This is a genomic window from Streptomyces sp. NPDC046303, assembly GCF_055588085.1.
The window spans coordinates 36,057-52,378 of record NZ_JBVJFA010000006.1 but is presented as its reverse complement, the minus strand read 5'-3'; the positions used below and the strand labels follow the sequence as shown (position 1 = coordinate 52,378).

The 16,322-nt window shown below is 70.9% G+C and carries 16 protein-coding genes and 1 pseudogene; 8 read left to right on the top strand and 9 right to left on the bottom strand.

The window, feature by feature from the left end; translation table 11 throughout:
• Positions 1–134 precede the first annotated feature (134 nt).
• From ACZ6I1_RS08320 to ACZ6I1_RS08305, 4 genes are all read right to left on the bottom strand, one after another.
• Positions 135–1,700: a sigma-70 family RNA polymerase sigma factor gene (locus tag ACZ6I1_RS08320; protein ID WP_469284541.1), complete on the bottom strand. Its 1,566-nt coding sequence runs from the start codon at positions 1,698–1,700 to the stop codon at positions 135–137.
• 149 nt (positions 1,701–1,849) lie between these two features.
• Positions 1,850–4,774 (bottom strand): tetratricopeptide repeat protein, encoded by a 2,925-nt coding sequence (locus ACZ6I1_RS08315; protein WP_469284538.1) that lies wholly within the window; start codon positions 4,772–4,774, stop codon positions 1,850–1,852.
• Positions 4,775–6,637 (bottom strand): HSP90 family protein, encoded by a 1,863-nt coding sequence (locus ACZ6I1_RS08310; protein WP_469284536.1) that lies wholly within the window; start codon positions 6,635–6,637, stop codon positions 4,775–4,777.
• A gap of 182 nt (positions 6,638–6,819) precedes the next feature.
• On the bottom strand, positions 6,820–7,698 hold the full coding sequence (locus tag ACZ6I1_RS08305; RefSeq protein ID WP_469284533.1) for a hypothetical protein: 879 nt from the start codon (positions 7,696–7,698) through the stop codon (positions 6,820–6,822).
• Positions 7,699–8,249: 551 nt separating this feature from the next.
• On the opposite strand from ACZ6I1_RS08305, the gene ACZ6I1_RS08300 reads away from it, so the two are divergent.
• Positions 8,250–9,362, top strand: coding sequence for a hypothetical protein (locus tag ACZ6I1_RS08300; protein ID WP_469284530.1), 1,113 nt, complete (start codon positions 8,250–8,252; stop codon positions 9,360–9,362).
• Between the two features lie 49 nt (positions 9,363–9,411).
• Complete coding sequence (locus tag ACZ6I1_RS08295; RefSeq protein ID WP_469284528.1) at positions 9,412–9,969, top strand: SMI1/KNR4 family protein; 558 nt, start codon at positions 9,412–9,414, stop codon at positions 9,967–9,969.
• A 91-nt stretch (positions 9,970–10,060) separates the two neighbouring features.
• On the opposite strand, the gene ACZ6I1_RS08290 is transcribed toward ACZ6I1_RS08295, so the two are convergent.
• Positions 10,061–10,609: a DUF4352 domain-containing protein gene (locus tag ACZ6I1_RS08290; RefSeq protein WP_469284526.1), complete on the bottom strand. Its 549-nt coding sequence runs from the start codon at positions 10,607–10,609 to the stop codon at positions 10,061–10,063.
• A 179-nt stretch (positions 10,610–10,788) separates the two neighbouring features.
• Here ACZ6I1_RS08290 and ACZ6I1_RS08285 point away from each other — a divergent pair, with 179 nt between their 5' ends.
• From ACZ6I1_RS08285 to ACZ6I1_RS08270, 4 genes are all read left to right on the top strand, one after another.
• Positions 10,789–11,283: a hypothetical protein gene (locus tag ACZ6I1_RS08285; protein ID WP_469284525.1), complete on the top strand. Its 495-nt coding sequence runs from the start codon at positions 10,789–10,791 to the stop codon at positions 11,281–11,283.
• A gap of 13 nt (positions 11,284–11,296) precedes the next feature.
• A complete protein-coding gene (locus ACZ6I1_RS08280) occupies positions 11,297–11,923 on the top strand; it encodes a hypothetical protein (protein WP_469284523.1) in 627 nt (208 codons plus the stop codon).
• A gap of 25 nt (positions 11,924–11,948) precedes the next feature.
• Positions 11,949–12,080 carry a hypothetical protein gene (locus ACZ6I1_RS08275; protein ID WP_469284520.1) on the top strand — a complete coding sequence of 44 codons (132 nt, stop codon included), beginning with the start codon at positions 11,949–11,951 and terminating at the stop codon, positions 12,078–12,080.
• Positions 12,081–12,183: 103 nt separating this feature from the next.
• Positions 12,184–12,543 carry a hypothetical protein gene (locus ACZ6I1_RS08270; protein ID WP_469284518.1) on the top strand — a complete coding sequence of 120 codons (360 nt, stop codon included), beginning with the start codon at positions 12,184–12,186 and terminating at the stop codon, positions 12,541–12,543.
• Between the two features lie 14 nt (positions 12,544–12,557).
• On the opposite strand, the gene ACZ6I1_RS08265 is transcribed toward ACZ6I1_RS08270, so the two are convergent.
• Complete coding sequence (locus tag ACZ6I1_RS08265; RefSeq protein WP_469284515.1) at positions 12,558–13,175, bottom strand: dihydrofolate reductase family protein; 618 nt, start codon at positions 13,173–13,175, stop codon at positions 12,558–12,560.
• A gap of 138 nt (positions 13,176–13,313) precedes the next feature.
• On the opposite strand from ACZ6I1_RS08265, the pseudogene ACZ6I1_RS08260 reads away from it, so the two are divergent.
• Positions 13,314–13,549 (top strand): annotated as a pseudogene (locus ACZ6I1_RS08260) (transcriptional regulator); the annotation flags it as partial.
• Between the two features lie 184 nt (positions 13,550–13,733).
• Here ACZ6I1_RS08260 and ACZ6I1_RS08255 read toward each other — a convergent pair.
• Positions 13,734–14,114, bottom strand: coding sequence for a hypothetical protein (locus tag ACZ6I1_RS08255; RefSeq protein ID WP_469284513.1), 381 nt, complete (start codon positions 14,112–14,114; stop codon positions 13,734–13,736).
• Positions 14,111–14,698, bottom strand: coding sequence for a TetR/AcrR family transcriptional regulator (locus tag ACZ6I1_RS08250; RefSeq protein ID WP_469284511.1), 588 nt, complete (start codon positions 14,696–14,698; stop codon positions 14,111–14,113). The genes ACZ6I1_RS08255 and ACZ6I1_RS08250 overlap by 4 nt, the downstream gene beginning before the upstream one ends.
• A 279-nt stretch (positions 14,699–14,977) precedes the next feature.
• Between ACZ6I1_RS08250 and ACZ6I1_RS08245 the strand changes: the two genes are divergently transcribed.
• Positions 14,978–15,151, top strand: coding sequence for a CsbD family protein (locus ACZ6I1_RS08245; protein WP_469284508.1), 174 nt, complete (start codon positions 14,978–14,980; stop codon positions 15,149–15,151).
• A gap of 136 nt (positions 15,152–15,287) precedes the next feature.
• On the opposite strand, the gene ACZ6I1_RS08240 is transcribed toward ACZ6I1_RS08245, so the two are convergent.
• Positions 15,288–16,319, bottom strand: a complete 1,032-nt coding sequence (locus tag ACZ6I1_RS08240; protein ID WP_469284506.1) for an SRPBCC family protein — start codon at positions 16,317–16,319, stop codon at positions 15,288–15,290.
• Positions 16,320–16,322: the final 3 nt, after the last annotated feature.

Genomic DNA, 16,322 nt, shown 5'->3' with positions numbered 1-16,322 from the left:
CACCCCACGTAGTGGAGGCTTCCGAACGCGCGGTCTCGTAACGGAAAAGTGGCGCCGTCCGCACGATGGCCCGGTGATGCATCTCGCAGTCAAAAGGCGTTACGCCCCGCCCCGCTGCCTGGTCGTCCCTGTTTTCAAGCCCAGGGCCGGCGCATGACGAAGGAAGCCTGGTCGGCGAAGGCCCGAGTGCCGTCGGATCCATCGAGCCAGATGCCACCGTCGCGGTGACGCAGGACCGATCCGGGATAGTTGTGCGCGTGCAGGGTCACCGACCCGGCGACCGCCCCGGCCTGCGGACAGAAGGTGGCGTCTTCACGGAACAGTTCGCTGCCGTCGTTGCCGCTCAGCCGTAGCCGCAGGTCACGATGGCGCAGATAGCGGCCATCGGCGGCGCGGAAGGTGACGCACCGTGCGTCGGCCAGCCCCCCGATGACCGTGAAGGTGACCCGCTGCCGCGTCTGCGCGCTGCTGGACGCGGAGGCCGGGCCGAGCGTCGCGAAGTCGCCTGCAGAGGTGAGGTACAGGGCTGGGTCGACCACGGACTCCAGCATCTGCGCGCCCAGCGGAACGGTGACCGCGACGGCGGACGGACTCGCGGGGGACGGTCCGGCCGGCGTGGTGGCGCGCGAGGGGCTCGGCGTGGGACTGCCGACCGTGGGAGCGGCGACGACGCCGGGCTCCCGGTGCGCCGGTTCGGGCCAGGTCGCGTAGATGGCGGTTCCGGTGATGAGCACCGCGCCGGTGGCGAGGGCCACCAGCGGTTGAGCGGTCACTGCGGAGAGTTTGCCGATCAGCGCGGTGTGCAGACCGCCTCCCCCGGTCGCCGCCGCCGTGCCGAAGGCGACGTGTGCCGTGGCCACCCCGGCGGCACTGGCGACGCCGGCGGCTGTACCCGACAGCAGGCCCTTGGCGGCCAGCGCGGCGACGAGCCCGGCCGGGACCGCCAGCGGCGCGAGGCCGAGGAGCAGCAGTTCGGCCGGAACCCGTTCCGTCGACGTCGCCGCGCAGACCGGGCATCCGCGGGTGTGCCGCGCGATCCGCTTGCGCCACACCGATGTACGAAGACCGTCCCAGCCGGCGACGGTCTCGTCCAACTGCGGACAGCGCGGGTCGGCCTCCAGCGCTGCGACGATCGTCCGGCTCAATTCCAGTTGCTCGCGCATGCGTTGCAGGCGCACTCCGGCGTGGGCGACCGTAAGCCCGGCAGCGGCGGCGATGTCGTCACGGCTCAGTGAGCCGGCGCCTTCCTGCCACCACAGCGACAGCATCACCCGGTGGTCCGGGTCGAGCCACCGGCCGGCTTCGACGACCTGCCGGCGCTCGTCCGACATCCGCAGACGCAGGATGGTCATGTCCTCGGGTTCGGCGCCGGCATCCGGTATCCGGCGTGCCTCATCGATGACCGCGGTCCGGCTGGCGGAGGCGCGTTGCCGGTGCCGGTGGGTACTGATCTGGCGGATCGTGATGGACACCAGCCAGGACCGGAAGCTCTCCGGGGTGCGCAGGGCAGGCAGGTCGCGCACCACGCGCAGCAGGGTTTCCTGGACGACGTCGTCGACGTCGGCATGTCCGCTCAGCGCGCGCCCGACGATGTTGTAAACCAGCGGCAGGTAGGCGGCGATCAGCTCCTCGCGCGCCCGGTCGTCACCTGCCTGCGCCGCGGCGACCAGCCCCGCGTGGTCCGCGTCCATGAGCTCCATCCCCACCTCCCTCAGGGGCGGCGATCCGCCGAGTACGGCGCCACACCCTGGTGTCGGCAAGGGTATGCGGCCACATCCGGTGCCTCGGGTCACGGGTCGGGCCCTCGCCGACTCGGAGGGCCCGGTACCACGCGTCGTGCTCACCGGGGCTACCGCCTCATGTAGTCCTCGCGGAGGGCGTCGAGGATGTCGGCGGCTTCCGGGATGCCGGCCGCGCGGCAGCGGGCGGCGGCCGTCGCCAGGCGGGCCGCGGCCTCCTTGAAGCGGGCGAGGCCGTTGCCCTCGATGAGGGCCGCGATCCGGACGGCTTCGGCGCGCGGTACCTCGCCCTGTTCCCCGCCTTCCTCATGGGCGGCGACGGCGGCCTCCGCCTCGGCCAGGGCCTGCTCGAAGCGTTCTGCCTCGGCGAGGACGCGGGCGCGGCGGTAGTGCACGTTGCCGCGTTCGTACCAGGCGGCGAAGTCGTCGGTGTCCTGCGGTACGGCGGCCAGGAGCGCGTCGGCCTGCGTCAGGTGGTCGAGGGCCGCGTCCAGGCCTTCGGGTCCCCTCGCCCGGAGAGTGAGCCGGGCGAACTCGCACATCATGTGAATGATCAGGGGCGGGTTCGGTGCCTCGGCGTGCGCGGCGACGGCCCGCTCGTACGCCGTTGCCGCCGCGTCCCACCGGTCGGCCATCGCGAGGGCGGTCGCCGCCTCCGCCGCCACCAGAGTCAGGACGGGGCGGTCGTCCTCCCACGTGGCGACGGCGTCAGCGAGCCGCAGGAACTCCTCGGCCGCGGGCAGGTACTCCCCCAGTTCCCGCAGTCCGCGTCCCAGGGTCAGGCGGGCCTGGGCAAGTGCCCGCTCGTCGCCCGAGGCCGCGGCCTCACCGGCGAGTACGGATTCCAGGATGGCGACGGCGTCGGCCTGTCGGCCGGCCCGGGCCAGCACGTCGGCGAGCTGGAGCCGTACGTCGGTGGCCTCGTCGTGCGCACCGTCCTGGTCGAACCGCGCGGCCGCCTCCGACAGGTGGCGCACTGCGCCGTTCACGTCGTCGAGGTGCGAGGCCGCGTGCCCGAGCAGGGCGTACGTCGGGGCCACCGCGAAGTCGGTGTCGTCGTACCGGGCCGCATCGGCGAGTGCACGGTGCAGGAGTTCCACTGCCTGGTCCGGCTCCCCCTTGCCGAGCATCAGCTGGGCGAGCAGGGCGCGCGGGCGCGAGCCGCGCCAGGGCCGGCCTGAGGCGTCCACGGCCGTGAGGGCGGCCCGCAGATCCTCCTCGGCGCGTTCGGAATCACCGCTGCGGGCGGCCAGGTCCGCGGTGAACTGCAGCGCGTTGGCCACATGGTGGGGCGCCGACAGGCGTTCCGCCTCCGACCGCAGCGTCCCGGCGCACTCCTCGAAGCGTTCCATGGCGGGGACCGAGGGCTCGGGCAGGGTTCCCGCCACTTCCTGGTAGGCGGCGAAGGTGGCGGCGTAGAGCACGGTGAGGTACTCCAGCTGGACATCCGAGGCAGCGGACGTCAAGGGGGCTTCCGCCTTGAGGAGTTCGGCCTCGGCCAGGACGGCGTCGAGGCCGCTGCGGGCCGCCTCCTGGTCGGCGTCGTCGGAGGCGCTCAGCCAGGCAAGGCCGCGGGCGCGCGCGGAGAGTGCGTGCCAGGGCATGCCCAGTCCCTCGTACAGTTCGGCGGCCCGCTTCAGCTCGGCGGCACTTTCCGCGTCGCGGTCCTCCTTGCTCAGCCGGAACGCACGCTGCTCGGCGAGCTCGGCCTGCAGCAGTTCCTCCGGGCCGAGTTCGTCGTCGTACGTGGCGCTTCCGTCGGCGAGGCGCTCCTCGATACGGGTCCAGAGCCGGCTCTCTCCCGGATGCCCGGCCAGACCCAGACGGCGTGCCTCGCGCACCAGGGCGACGAAATCCTGGGGGACGTCCGCTGCCATGGCGGAGACGGGGGCGGCGGTTGCCGTGGCGTTCGCCGCGGCGGGACGGGTGGGGAGCGTACGCAGGCCGAGCGGCAGCGGCTCCACGAGCAGCGGGCGCTGCGCGAGGCGCCTGCGGCGCGCGTCCCCCACCGCCGTGGTGGCGTTGCGCGCGTCGAACGCCGTGGTGAGCCGCTCCGCTTCGGCGCGGACGTGGGCGAGGAGTTCGCCGGCGGTCCAGTTGCGTCCCGGCGGGCCGGCGACGGCCGTGTCGGTGTGACCGTCCTCGGCGAGGCGGGCGAGCAGCACTTCGGCGCCGGTGAGGAAGCCGAGACGGGCCAGGGGTGCGCCGGTCGCCTCGAACAGGGGGCGGTTCTCCGCGAGGATCTCCAGCCCCCGTCCCTCGTTGCGGGAGAGGGCGCAGAATTCGAGGTGGAGGCCGACCTCGTCCAGCATGCCGGTGTTGCCCCGGACCAGGCGGTAGCCGGTGAGGTGGTGGGAGCGGGCCTCGTCCGTGCGGCCGGCGCGCAGCAGTGGCAGGAGGGAGCGCGCCTGGCTCATCTGCGGTTCCTCGGTGCAGCTCATGCCCCCGCCGAGAACCGGCTGCCAGATGTCCAGCGCTCCGGCGTCGTCGCCCGCGGTCAGCCGGTGCTCGGCGAGGTGTCGGGTCTCGCAGGCCTCGCAGTCGCTCAGTTCGGTACGGGGGCGGGTGGCCCAGAGGTCGTAGGCGTCGGCCAGGCCTTCGCCCGTGTGGTGCGCGACGTGGTAGCGCATCGCCGCGACCGGCTGCATGCCGTGGCCGGCGTCCTGGTAGCGGGTGCGCATCTGCTCGATCCACGCCCGGATGGTGGCCAGGGGCATGTCGGGTACCTGGAGCAGGGAGGTCGTCACCCATTTGAACCGCCAGAAGACCTGGTGGGCCTCCCACTGGCTGAAGGCTTCCGGGGCGGTGTCCCAGAGCCCCAGCACCTGGGCGAACACGACGGGCGACTTGCGGTGCTCGCCGGTGTTCTCGTACGCCGCCATCAGCTCCAGCAGGGCGGTGACGAGGACGTCGGGCTTGTTGAAGGGTTCGGCCGCCGCGACGATCTCCTCGGCGGTGATGGTGCGCTGCAGGCCGTGGGGGCGGTCGTTGTTCTCGCGGAGCGCTTCGACGACGGCCTCGGGGGTGTCCAGCATCTACAGTTCCTTCCGGGGCTCGGAGCCGGGTGCCGCCGTACCGGGGTGGTGCATGGCGTGGGTGAGCAGGCCGATGAAGGCCCGGTTGAGCAGGGCGCTCTCGCTCGCGCGCAGGGGGCGGCGGCTGAGGAGCAGGGCCTGGCCGTAGAGGGCCTCGGCGGTCGTGACGGCCAGCCCGCGCTCGGTGATGGTGATGGCCTGGCGGACCAGCGGGTTGAGGTGGTTCAGGACGAGCTGGGCCCGCGGGGTCTCGTGGCGCAGCGAGCCGAGGATGTCGGCCCACAGGCCGTCACTGTCGGCGGCGAGGCTCGAGCGGGTCCGCTCGTGGCGGGCGTCCCGGTTGTCCAGGAGAAGGGCAGGGGCGGTGACGGGCTGAAAGTCACGCAGGACGACGTCGCAGTCGTGGACTCCGATGGTCTCGCGGGCGACGGCGAGGAAGGCCGCCGCGCGCAGTTCGGCGGAGGGGTCCACGGCGTCGAGGTGGGCGGTGACGGTGGCCGGGTCGAGGTCGGTGACGGTCGTGCCGGGACGGATCTCCGGGAGCCGGTGCACGAGGTCGCGGTCGTAGGTGTAGCCGCCGTTGACGACGCCGAGTCCGGCGGCCGAGGCGATGGGCGCAACCTGGCGGAACTCCTCGACGCTGCGGGTGACCAGCAGGGTCGGGTGCGTCCGCGCGAACTCCGCCAGGGTGACGTTGCCGTCGGTGGTCTCGAACGGCAGCCAGGGCAGCACGATGCGCAGCAGCTCGTCGTCGTAGCGGGCGAGCGCCTTGACGGCGAGGTGGTGCGTGTCGATGAAGCGGTGCAGCAGGGACGGGTCGCTGGCGGCGAGCCCGGTGAGCCAGTCGCGGATCCGGTCGCCGAGGGCGTCGCGTACGGCGGAAAGGGTGCCGTCCTCGTACAGGGCTTCGCGGGAGGCAGTCGGCCGGAGGCTGGTGGTGTCGACGACGCAGCGTACGAAGAACGCCCACTCCGGCAGCAGTTCGGGCGCCTGGTCCGTGAGGAGCATGCCCTTGAGGTGCACGCGGTGGCCGGCGCGCTGTGCCGGGCTCACGGCCGTGGGCAGGACGTAGGCGACGCCGCGGAGGCCGGCGGCCGGCAGGTCGAGCTCGATGGTGTCGAGGGGGGTGAAGTCGAAGAGGCTGCGGCAGTAGGCGGTCATCGCCTCGCGGCGCGCCAGCGGGGAGCGGTGGGACCGTTCCCACGGGGGTGTTTCGTTGATCTGGTGGGTCTCGCCGTGCGGTCCGACGACGGTGACTTCGTGGCGCAGCAGTCCGCCGTAGTGACGGGCCAGGGAGACGACCTGCTGCGGTGTGGTCCACTCGGCGTTGTCGGCGCGCGGGGTGAGGCGGACGGTGGTGCCCGGCTCGGGTACGGCCGAGGCGGGCAGGGTGCGGATGGTGTAGCGGCCGTCGGAGTGGCCGCGCCATTCGACGGCGGGTGCCGAGGGGTCGGCGGCGGATCGGCTGACCACGGTGATCTCGTCGGCGACGACGAAGCAGGCGAGCAGCCCGATGCCGAACTGGCCGATGAACTCGCCACGGGCGGCGTCGACGCCGGCACCGTCCAGGACACCGTCGGGGGTCCGCTTGGAGCTGCGGCCGATGGTGGCGAGGAACCGGTGGACATCGGCCTCGGTCAGTCCGATCCCGGTGTCCGTGACGGTGAGGGTGTCGCCGGTGCGCACCGTGATGGCCGCGGGCGCACCCGGGTCGACGGCCTGCCGGGCAGTGATGGCGTCCACGGCGTTCTGCAGCAGTTCGCGAAGGTAGACGCGGGGGCTGGAGTAGAGGTGGTGGGAGAGCAGGTCGACCAGGCCGCGCAGGTCGACTTGGAAGGTGTGGGCAGTGTCTGAGTTGGGCACCTGGCGGAGTCTTTCGGTGGGCGCGCCCGCGCGCCACGGGCGGCGTGAGCGGGTGAGCGGATGGAAGGGGTGCGCGGGCGTGCGGCGCGGTGGTGCGGGGCTGCCGGGGGGAGCTGGCTGGGAGCGCTGGCGGTCCCGGCCGGCGGGCCCGTCCCTCCTGTCGCGCCTGTCGCGCCTGTGTCTCAGCGTCCGACGGACGACTGCTGCTTGCGGTAGGCCGCCGCCGGGTCGGAGCCGTTCAGGTAGTACCAGGGGAACTTCGTCACGCGTCCGTCGGTGATGCGGAAGCACTCCCGCGCGGCGTCACGGTCCCCGGCCAGCGAGAAGGCCATCGCGAAGGTGTTGAGAACTTGGATCCATCCTCCGGCGCGAACGAAGTCCGGGTGGCGGAAGGAGTGGTCGGCCGCCTCCCGCAGGGACGCCGTGACCTCGGGGCGGCGCATGTAGGCGGCGTCCTGGCCTGCGTCGAGGGAGAGCCAGTGTTCGAGGTGGGCAATGGCGACGAGCTGGCCCAGCTGAGTGCCGGCGGGGGCCCCGAACGCAGAGGCGCGGGCGAAGGCGTGCATCTCCTCGTGCGAGCCGCCCCACTTGTCGCAGACCTGCTGCAGTTGCTGCTGGTGGGCTCCCAGGTGGTACGGGTCGCGGCGCACCGTCGCCTCGAAGCGGCGTCGCGCGGTCGTCTGCCCGACCTGGAGGCCGCGGCCGGTGATCTGGAGGCCGTACCAGGGCGAGGTCCACAGCGGCTCGCGCTCCGCAACCTCGTACAGGCACTCCTCGGCGGTACGCAGCCGCGCGTGGAAGACCTCGAACTGCTCGCGGGAGACGTCCTGGGCCCGCGCCCCGGTCCGCGCCTCCCAGCCGCAGCTGATGTGCCGGATCCCGGAAACGAGGCGGGGCAGGGCGGCTTCGGGCTCCGCTTCGAGGACCCCGGCGATCCACCGTTCCACTCCCGGGGTATCGCCGACGGCCCACAGCAGCTCGGTGCGGTCGTCGCTCTCAGGGCGCGCTTCGAGCACCTCGCGCACCGCGGCCCAGTCCGCTGCCGCGGCGGCCTCTCGCACGCGCCGGACGTCGGGATCGCCCGAGTCCTCCTGGACTCGCGCAACGGGCCTACCTGCCCATTTCCCCAGCGTGAGTCCCCATTGACGGAGCAATGCCATTGCCCCCACCCCTTGTTACGTTCGAACGGGGGAGGGCATTGATCACCTCCCGTGAGGGTAGTGACTATCACGCCGCACCGACAATCGCACAACCTTTCCCGAGGCCCTCCCCACGTCAGACGTCGGTTGCCGCGGCAGCGACGCTCCCCGCGGTCAGGTACAGAGCTCAGCCCAGTCGTGTTCACGGCCCTCAAAGATCACAAGGAGTCGCGGGGCACGAATGTCTCCGCCGGACCACATCCGGTCAGCACCGCCGACTCGCCGCGTCATGTGCTCACCGGTTGCGGTTACTGGCCCGGCTCATGACGCGTACGAGGACCGTCCCGCCGTCGCCGGGCACGGGGCGGCGAGCCGACCGAGCGTGTGCGACCCTGCATCCCTGCTCTGACCTCGGCTTTTTGATGGGCCTCGGCTCTTGCGGAGAGTGATCCGTTCGGGAATCATTCCCCGCCGTGACCCTCTTCCTCGCCGTCGTACTCGGCGTGTTTCTCCTCCTGCTCTGCCTCCTCTTCCTCACCCCGATCCACGTCGACCGCTGGGTCGGCAAGCACTTCGCGGCATCCGCGTACGGCCTTCCGCCGCGTGAAGTGCTCGACAACCGGCGCCCAGGTCCACCCCCGCCGGCACACCGGACAGAGGAGAGGCAGGCCGTCGCCGACGCTGCGCGGCAAGGGGACTGGAAGTCCGCCGAGCGGTACGTCCAGGCGGCGGGCGAGGACTGGGACGAGCGGTGGGCCCGGCTGGAGCTCCTCCAGCAGGTCGCCCGGAGGGACGACGCCTGGCTCCAGGCCTGGCGCGCTGCCCAGCCCGGGAACTGCGACGCGGCAACGCTCCACGCGAGCATCATGGTCCATCGCGCCTGGGAGATCCGGGGCAGCGCCTACGCCCACGCGGTCCCGACCTCGGACATGAATCGTTTCCGCGCCATGCTCCCGGCCGCGATCGAGGAGGCCCGGAAGGCCGCGCTGCTGGACCCCGCGAACCCGGGCCCCTGGGTCGTCATGGTCACGGCGGCGCGCGGAGCCCAGTACGGCCGGTCACAGTTCAGGCCGCTGTGGGAAGGGCTCGTCGCCCGCGCACCCCACCACTACGAGGGGCACTGGCAGGCCCTCCAGTACTGGTGCGCCAAGTGGTTCGGCAGCAACCGGCGGATGATGCGGTTCGCCCGCCAGGCCGTCCGCAAGGCCCCGGCCGGCAGCCCGCTCGCCGGGATCTACCTGCACGCCCTGAACGAGCTCGCCGACCGGTCCGCCGCTGTCACGCTGCCCTTGACGCCCATGACCAGGAGTGCGCTGAAGCAGATCGCCGCCTCGTTCGACCGTGTCGCGTCCGACGACGAGCGCCTGCCGGTCCTGCGCCACCTGCTGGCGTACTACATGCTCCAGACGATGATGTACGCGCCCGCCCTGGAGCAGTTCCGCCGGATCGGACCATGGTGCGGTGCCGAGCCCTGGCGCAAGGAGGGCAACCCGGCCATGGCCTTCGAAGCTGCACGCGGCAGGGCCGTGAAACTATCCCGGACCCGTCCCGCCCCGACCCCGCAGGTTTACGGCATGGGCAACTAGGGCCGTCTTCAAAGCCGCTTGTGAGGCTGGCTCTGAGAGCATCACGACCATGACCGATATTGATGACCTCGTGCAACGCGTTGCCACCCGGGCCGCATCGGACAGCGAGGACCTTCCCGAGCCTGTCGACGATGTGCAGATTGCGGAGGCCGAGAGGCAACTGGGCATCGCGCTGCATCCCCTGCTCGCGCGTCTGTATCGCGAGGTCGCTGACGGCGGCTTCGGCCCTGACTACCGACTGTTGCCGCTGCTTGGTCCGGGCTCCAGCGTCGTTGGCGAATACCTGACGCGACGTGAGGCGTCCGTTGGAGCGGAGAACCCGGAGTGGCCCGAAGGCGTCGTACCGATCCTGACCTGGGGCTGTGCCATGTACGCGGGCGTTGATTGTTTCAGTGAGGACGGTCAGGTCCTGCTCTTCGAGCCGAACCCGTATAGCGGTGGGTCGTGGGAGCAGTGTTGGTTCCTCGACTCTGCCAGCCTCGCGGCGTGGCTGGAAACATGGCTCGCGGGGACGGGCTGGTTTGAGGAGGACGCCTTCGACAGCGACGACGTGGTCGAGCCTCGAGCATGGGACCAGGCCACGAGCCGACTGGCCCCCCGTCCCTAGCGAAACAGCAACGCTCCGTCCCGTTGGCGGAATCCTTCGACCTCGCCGCCGGTGAACGCGCGGTGTCCGGTGCCGATATCGCGCGCCCTTCCTACGGAACCGGAGGGACGTTGCGCGGCGCCATCGCGACCGCGCCGTCGATCTTCCACTCGCCCACGTCATCGGCGAACCCGCTGTTCAGGGCGAACTGCACGGTAACCGGCCGGGAGCGGTCGGGGAGTTCGAAGGTCAGGTAGCCCAGTGCAGTGTTGCCGGGCGTGATGGTCAGCGAGACGGGCAGCCGCGGCCCGGCGGTGGTTTTGGCGACGACGTCCGCGTCGAACTGTTGTCCCTCGGCGTCGACGAGCGTGGCGCCGTTCACCGGGCTGTCCTTGTACGGGACGGTTCCGGTGTTCTTGAGCCGGAACTGGACCGAGACGTAGCGGTTCCCCGGATCGGGTGTAAAGAATTCTTCGGCCGATGCTGCCGGGTCAACCACTTTCAGGGCGGTGACGTCGACCTTCTCACCGGACCTCTGGCCCGTGAGGGTGACGGTCGTCCCCAGGGGGACAGCCTGGGAGGGCGCGGCGGACGCCTGCGCGCCCAGTCCACCCGCGACGAGCGCGAGTACTGCCAAGAGCGAGGCCGGTACACGGCGCATGGCTCCTCCCGGTGGTCTCGTCCCCGAGGGCGCGTGGCCGGAGCTACCATCCAGGATCCTCCCCGGCGGCGCGCCCCGCCACCCCGTCGGCGAGGCGGGCCTCCAATGCCCTGACCAGCAGATACCAGGCCCCACCTCCCAAGGCAGCCCTGCAACGCCATGAGATAGCGTCCCAGCACATGACCGCCGACGACGACCATGAGCGAGAAGAGCACGAGGCAGACGGCACTGCCGACAAGGCGGCTGCTGCCGGCGTACGGCTCGTGGAGGACCTCGTTGCTCAGGTACCCGGGTTCGAGGACGCCTACGAGAGCCACGTCTTCAACGAGCACGGAGTGCTCGCTCACCTGTTCTTCTGGGACGTCGTGCAGGACACCGTGCGCTCGTACCTGGCGGAGGACGCCCCGGACGCTCCTCACTGGCGCCGGGTCCTTGCGTTCCTCGAGGAGGAAACGCGGCGCCGCGTGCCCGGCGCCATCGAGGTCATCGTGACGTCTTTCCTCTACGACCTCCCGTACGAGGGGGAACCCGGGTACGGGATCGAGAAGCATCTCGGGCCGGCCATGAAGGAGCGGTACGTGCAGCTTCGGCCCTGGTACAGGGGAGGCGGCCGGAGCACTCGGCGGGACGGTGACCTGGGGCAACCCCCGCCTGCAGTGGCAGTAAGTCCCTGACTAGTCTTGGGACATGGCTCTGCGACCTGACGAATTTTACGACCACGCGCTCGCCGCTGCGGATGGTGAGCGGCGGCTCCCGCTCGCGCGGATGACGGGGTGGGACATCAGCCCGTTCGAACCGGACGGGTTGCGCGTCGCGCCGCTGCGTCCCCCGGTCCTGCCCGAGCCTCCGCGGCACGGCGAGGACCCGTCGAGCTGCGAGGCATGCGGTCGCCGAGACGAAGGGATCTGGCTCAACGACAGTTGGCGGCTCACCCGGATCACTGGAGTCGGTGTGCCGCTGGTGCTCATGCTGCATCCGCGTGACCACTTCGACATGGCTGACCTGCCCGATGCGCTGGCGGCCGAGCTGGGGGTGCTGTCCACTCACATCGTCCGTCACGTGCAGGCCCTGCCCCACATTTCGCGAGCACACGTCTACCGCATCGGGGACGGGGGCGCACACCTGCACATCTGGTTCTTCGCCCGACCCGAGGGACAGGCCCAGATGTACGGGTCATGGATGCCCGTCTGGGACGATCTGCTGCCCGAGTACCCAGCGGATGTCGCAGAAGCGGATGCGTCGATCGTTGCCGATGCCCTGGTCGCCTCCGTCGGGGGTCGTCGCCCGTCTCCCGGCGAAACGCCGCAGCACTGATCCACGCGCCGTCCACTGCCCGAGCGTGAGCATTGCCCCGTCGACCTCGCCGATCGCCGCTTCGGGGATCGCGTGCGATCGCCTCGCCGTTGCCGACGGGGAAGAACCGGTCGCGGCGGCCGTGGACGACGAGGGCGGGGACCTCGATGTGGGGTAGGCGCTCGCGTCGCCAGCGGGGTGTGCAGTCGAGCCTGGAAAACACCATGCCGAGCTGGTGGGCCCTCTGCACCGGCGGTGCGGTGCCGGGTGTACGGTCCCAGATGCGCGCAGCGACCCCCCGCGCGGCGGCGGGGTCGTCGCCGCGGATCTCGGCGCCGGCCGCGGCGAACTCCGCCATCGCCTCACGGTCGGTCCCATCGGGCATCGGACGCGCGCACAGCCGGCTCATCGTCGGGCGGGCCCGGGGCAACGGCGCGGGTGCCTACGAGGGTGAGCGCCGAGAACACGCCCGCATGGTCGAGCGCGGCCACCTGGGCGACCATCCCGCCGACGCCGATTCCCTCGAGGTGCGCGGGCCCGCCGCCGAGCGCGTGGGCAAGGGCCGCCGCATCGGCGGCGAGGTCGCGCAGGGTGGAGGCGGGTGCTTGCGGGCCCGCCGTCGTCGATCCCCTTGGTGTTGACGGCGGTCATCGGATCACCGGAGGACGTCGTAGGTCAGGTGCGTCGCGGTCGATGTCGAGGTCACGCTCCGCTGTACCAGCGTGCGCGGCGCTCCGCCGGTGAACAGCGGCGTTCCGGCGCCCAGCACGATGGGCGCGAGGTGCAGGGTCAGCACGTCGACGAGCCCGGCGTCGAACGCCGAGCGGATCGTGGCGCCGCCGCCCATGAGCACGACGTCGAGGTCCTTGCGGCTGTCCGATGACGCCGCCTCGGCGCGTTCGCGCGCGGCGGTGACGGCGTCGGGCAGACCCGTGGTGACGAACGTCCAGTCGAGGTCGGTCAGGCGCACCGACTCCGGCGGCGAGCTCGTCACGACGACGAACGCGGGCTTGCCGACCTCGCCGGCGCCGTAGCCGGACGTGTCGTCCCAGCCGTTCGGTCCGTCGACCAGGTCGAAGAGGCGGCGGCCGAGGACGACGGCGCCCGAACGGGCAGTCGCCTCGCGCAGGACCCGGCGGTCCTCGGGGTCGCCGGAAAACGCCCAGGTGTGGAGGGCCTCCCCGCCGGTGCCCAGACCGTTGTCCGGACCGGGGTCGGGCCCGGTGACGAAGCCGTCGCGGGAGACGGAAATGTCGGCGACGATTCGAGTCATACAAGGCAGACCCGATCCTCCGCCCAAACTCATCGCTCACGCGTGAAGCGTGTGCCGAAGCCGGGTGGCCGGCGAGCCGAGTCGTGACGCAGCCACCGCTGGGTGGTGACGGTCGGCACATCGACGCCGCGCAGATCCGTGGCGCTCTGCGACTCGTATCCGCTTGCGGTGGCACCGCTGGGCGAGTCGACCCGCGGGAGGCTGTACGAGCACGTCTGCGCCAGCCGGGACCGGTCAGCCGCCACGAAGCCGCCGAAGCCCTCGGCCTCGGCCGGCCGACCGCGGCCTTCTACCTGGACCGCCTGGCCGGGGAATCACTGCTCGACGTCGTCTACGAGCGGCGCAGCGGACGCGCCGGCCTGGGAGCCGGCCGAGCGGGAGGTAGCGGCCCTGCGAACTGCCATCACCTGCCGGCCGAAACCGAACGCGCGCCGCGCGGTTCCTCCATGCGCTCGGCATCGACAGCACGCCGATCACCACCAGGCGTGGAAGTGCGACGAAGCTCGATGGTGGGTGGCACGGATCAGCACGGCGACCGCGGTGCGCTCCGGGAGGCGGCTACGGGGCGCCCGCCGCTGCCAGCGCCGCTACCGGCAGGAGCAGGATCCACTGCGGCAGGCGGAGCAGGGGTCTGGGCCAGCCGATGGACAGCGTGATGACCAGGAAGGCTGCCGCGTACGCGATGAAGTGCGCGGCCACGAACCATGCCACCAGCCCGGTCCCCGGAGTACCGTCCGCCGAGGAGAGGTAGAGCAGGGCGAGTCCGGAAAGCATCAAGTCGACGCTCACCATGTGCCACACGGCGTGCAGGACCCGCTTGGGTTCGTCCGCGAGCTCACAGGAGAGCAGCGGGCGCACCACATCGCGGTGCCCGGCGACGACATGCACTGCACCCACGCCGAGCGCGGTGATCCCTGCCGCGAGAAGCCAGCCGTTCATCGGACCTCGATTCCTTTGGCGACGACAGCGGCCAGCCGCGCGGCCAACTGCGGGTCAGGGTGCTCCCCGACCAGTCCTACGTGGAAGAACACGGCTCCTGCCAGCGTGTCCAGGACCAGGTCCACGGGCGTTGCGGCCGCGATCTCGCCGCGCAGCGCGGCGCGTTCGAAGACGACCATCAGCCGTTCCTTCGACGGGGCCAGGAAGTCGCCGCGGATGCGCGCCTTGAGTTCCGGATCGGCGGCGAAGTCGGCGAGCAGGCCCGGGAGTGCCGCTGCGGCGGCAGGGGCTCGGAACTCGTCGACCAGGCCCTGCAGCAGTACGGTCAGGTCTCCGACCAGCGTCCCGGTGTCCGGGGGCTGCATGTCATCGGTGGTCGTGAAGACTGCCTCGAAAACCAACTCCGGCTTGCCCGGCCACCGCCGGTAGATCGTGTCCTTGCCGACGCCGGCTCGCGCGGCCACCGCGCCGATCGATGTCGCGGCGTAGCCGACGTCGACCACCAGCTCTGCCGTCGCGCCGATGATCGCCTCGTGCGATCGGGGATCCCTGGGACGCCCCCTGGAGGGCGGAGAGGAGCTCATGGCATTTACCTTACGGGTCGACCCGTAAGGTAAACAAGGGGGCGGGGTGGGGTTGGCCCGCCCCGCCGGTGGTGCGACAACTGCCCCGCGGGCCCGTTGAGTTCGGAGAAGCCCCGGGACCGCCTCCCCACGCCGAGGCCGTCTCTGCCTTACTGGCGAACGGGGTCCGGCCAGTCGATTTTGGGCTGTTTGCACCGTAATGCGTATTCGCTCCGGGGGGCGGGTAGGGGCTTGGCAGGTCCATATGGGCATGCGCCGATCGGCGTGGAGGTGAATCGAATGGGTGCAGGCAAGAAGGCCAAGAACATCGCGAAGACGACCAAGGGCAAGGTGAAGGAGACCACGGGCAAGGCTGTGGGCAACGAGAGCCTGGAGGCCAAGGGGAAGGGTGAGCAGGCGCTTGGAGATGCCAAGCAGGCCGGCCAGAAGGCCAAGGACACGTTCAAGCACTGACGCGCCGAGGTGAAACCGCTGCGTGAAGGAATGTGGGGTTGAGGGCCGGCCGAAGTGTTCGGTCGGCCCTCACGCATGTCCTAAGCATGCCCGTAAGCGGGAACCCGATCGCGGGCCGTGATCGGGTGCGCTCTGCTCATGCCGCGCGGCGGCGTCGGCGAGGCGGAGACGGCTCGTCCTCCTCGTCCCCTTCTTCCTCTCCTTCTTCCGGCTCTTCCTCGGCTGCTTCGTACTCGTCGTCCTCTTCTTCGTCCTCTTCGCCCTCTTCTTCCTGGTCCTCCTCGTCTTCGGGGCTGCCGTCCTCGTCCGCGTATTCGCCTTCGTCCACGTCCTCGCCCTGGGCCTGTTCCTCTTCCTCCAGAGCCTCTTCGTGGGTCTGGACGACTTCGCCGTCGCGGATTTCGCCGCGCCAGCCCTCTGGTTCGTCGGTGCTGAGGGTGGTGTAGCGCAGGAAGTTCTTGAGGTCCAGGCGCAGGCGGCGGCCCTGGGCGCGCCACAGGTTGCCGGTCTTCTCGAACAGTCCGGAGGGGTGGTACTCGACGACGATGACGACACGGGTCAGGGACGGGGCGAGCTCGTGGAAGCTGACGCAGCCGCGGTTGGTGCCCTTGGCTCCTGAAGAGGTCCACACGATGCGCTCGTCGGGTATCTGCTCCTGAACGGTCGCCTTCCAGCTGCGTGTGGAGGGTCCGACCTTGGCCTTCCAGTCGCTGGTGGTGTCGTCGTCCCGGGAGACGTCGCGGACGCCCTTGGCGAAGCTGCTGAAGTCCTCGTACTGCGTCCAGTGGTCGTAAACCCTGCGCAGCGGCAGGCCGACATCGATCGCTTCGACGATGTTGACGACCTTGCCGCCGCCGCCCTTGCGGCCGCGACCTTTACCGAACGTCTGGGAGAGGGTGTCGGACACCTTGTCCTTGAGGTTTCCGAGTTGCTGGCCGGCCATGGCCTTGAGGGGAGAGTCGCCCTGCAGGAGGCGGCCGCCGATGTCGGAGAGCTTGCCGCTGTTCTCGGCGACGTCGTAGAGCTGGTCGGTGAGGTCGGAGAGCTTGTCCGTGGCCTTGTCGGCAAGGTTGTCGGCCTGGGCGGCAAGGTATCCGGACAGTTCCTGCAGCAGCTGGTCCATCCCGGAAGCGGACTCTCGGGCAGTGGAGCGGTGTGAGGTTGCCATGGC

Bases quoted from the DNA above. Each gene is read 5' to 3' on its own strand.
- ACZ6I1_RS08320 (WP_469284541.1), bottom strand. From the start codon at position 1,700: ATGGAGCTCATGGACGCGGACCACGCGGGGCTGGTCGCCGCGGCGCAG.
- ACZ6I1_RS08315 (WP_469284538.1), bottom strand. From the start codon at position 4,774: ATGCTGGACACCCCCGAGGCCGTCGTCGAAGCGCTCCGCGAGAACAAC.
- ACZ6I1_RS08295 (WP_469284528.1), top strand. From the start codon at position 9,412: ATGACCGATATTGATGACCTCGTGCAACGCGTTGCCACCCGGGCCGCA.
- ACZ6I1_RS08290 (WP_469284526.1), bottom strand. From the start codon at position 10,609: ATGCGCCGTGTACCGGCCTCGCTCTTGGCAGTACTCGCGCTCGTCGCG.
- ACZ6I1_RS08285 (WP_469284525.1), top strand. From the start codon at position 10,789: ATGACCGCCGACGACGACCATGAGCGAGAAGAGCACGAGGCAGACGGC.
- ACZ6I1_RS08280 (WP_469284523.1), top strand. From the start codon at position 11,297: ATGGCTCTGCGACCTGACGAATTTTACGACCACGCGCTCGCCGCTGCG.
- ACZ6I1_RS08270 (WP_469284518.1), top strand. From the start codon at position 12,184: ATGCGCGCAGCGACCCCCCGCGCGGCGGCGGGGTCGTCGCCGCGGATC.
- ACZ6I1_RS08265 (WP_469284515.1), bottom strand. From the start codon at position 13,175: ATGACTCGAATCGTCGCCGACATTTCCGTCTCCCGCGACGGCTTCGTC.
- ACZ6I1_RS08255 (WP_469284513.1), bottom strand. From the start codon at position 14,114: ATGAACGGCTGGCTTCTCGCGGCAGGGATCACCGCGCTCGGCGTGGGT.
- ACZ6I1_RS08250 (WP_469284511.1), bottom strand. From the start codon at position 14,698: ATGAGCTCCTCTCCGCCCTCCAGGGGGCGTCCCAGGGATCCCCGATCG.
- ACZ6I1_RS08245 (WP_469284508.1), top strand. From the start codon at position 14,978: ATGGGTGCAGGCAAGAAGGCCAAGAACATCGCGAAGACGACCAAGGGC.
- ACZ6I1_RS08240 (WP_469284506.1), bottom strand. From the start codon at position 16,319: ATGGCAACCTCACACCGCTCCACTGCCCGAGAGTCCGCTTCCGGGATG.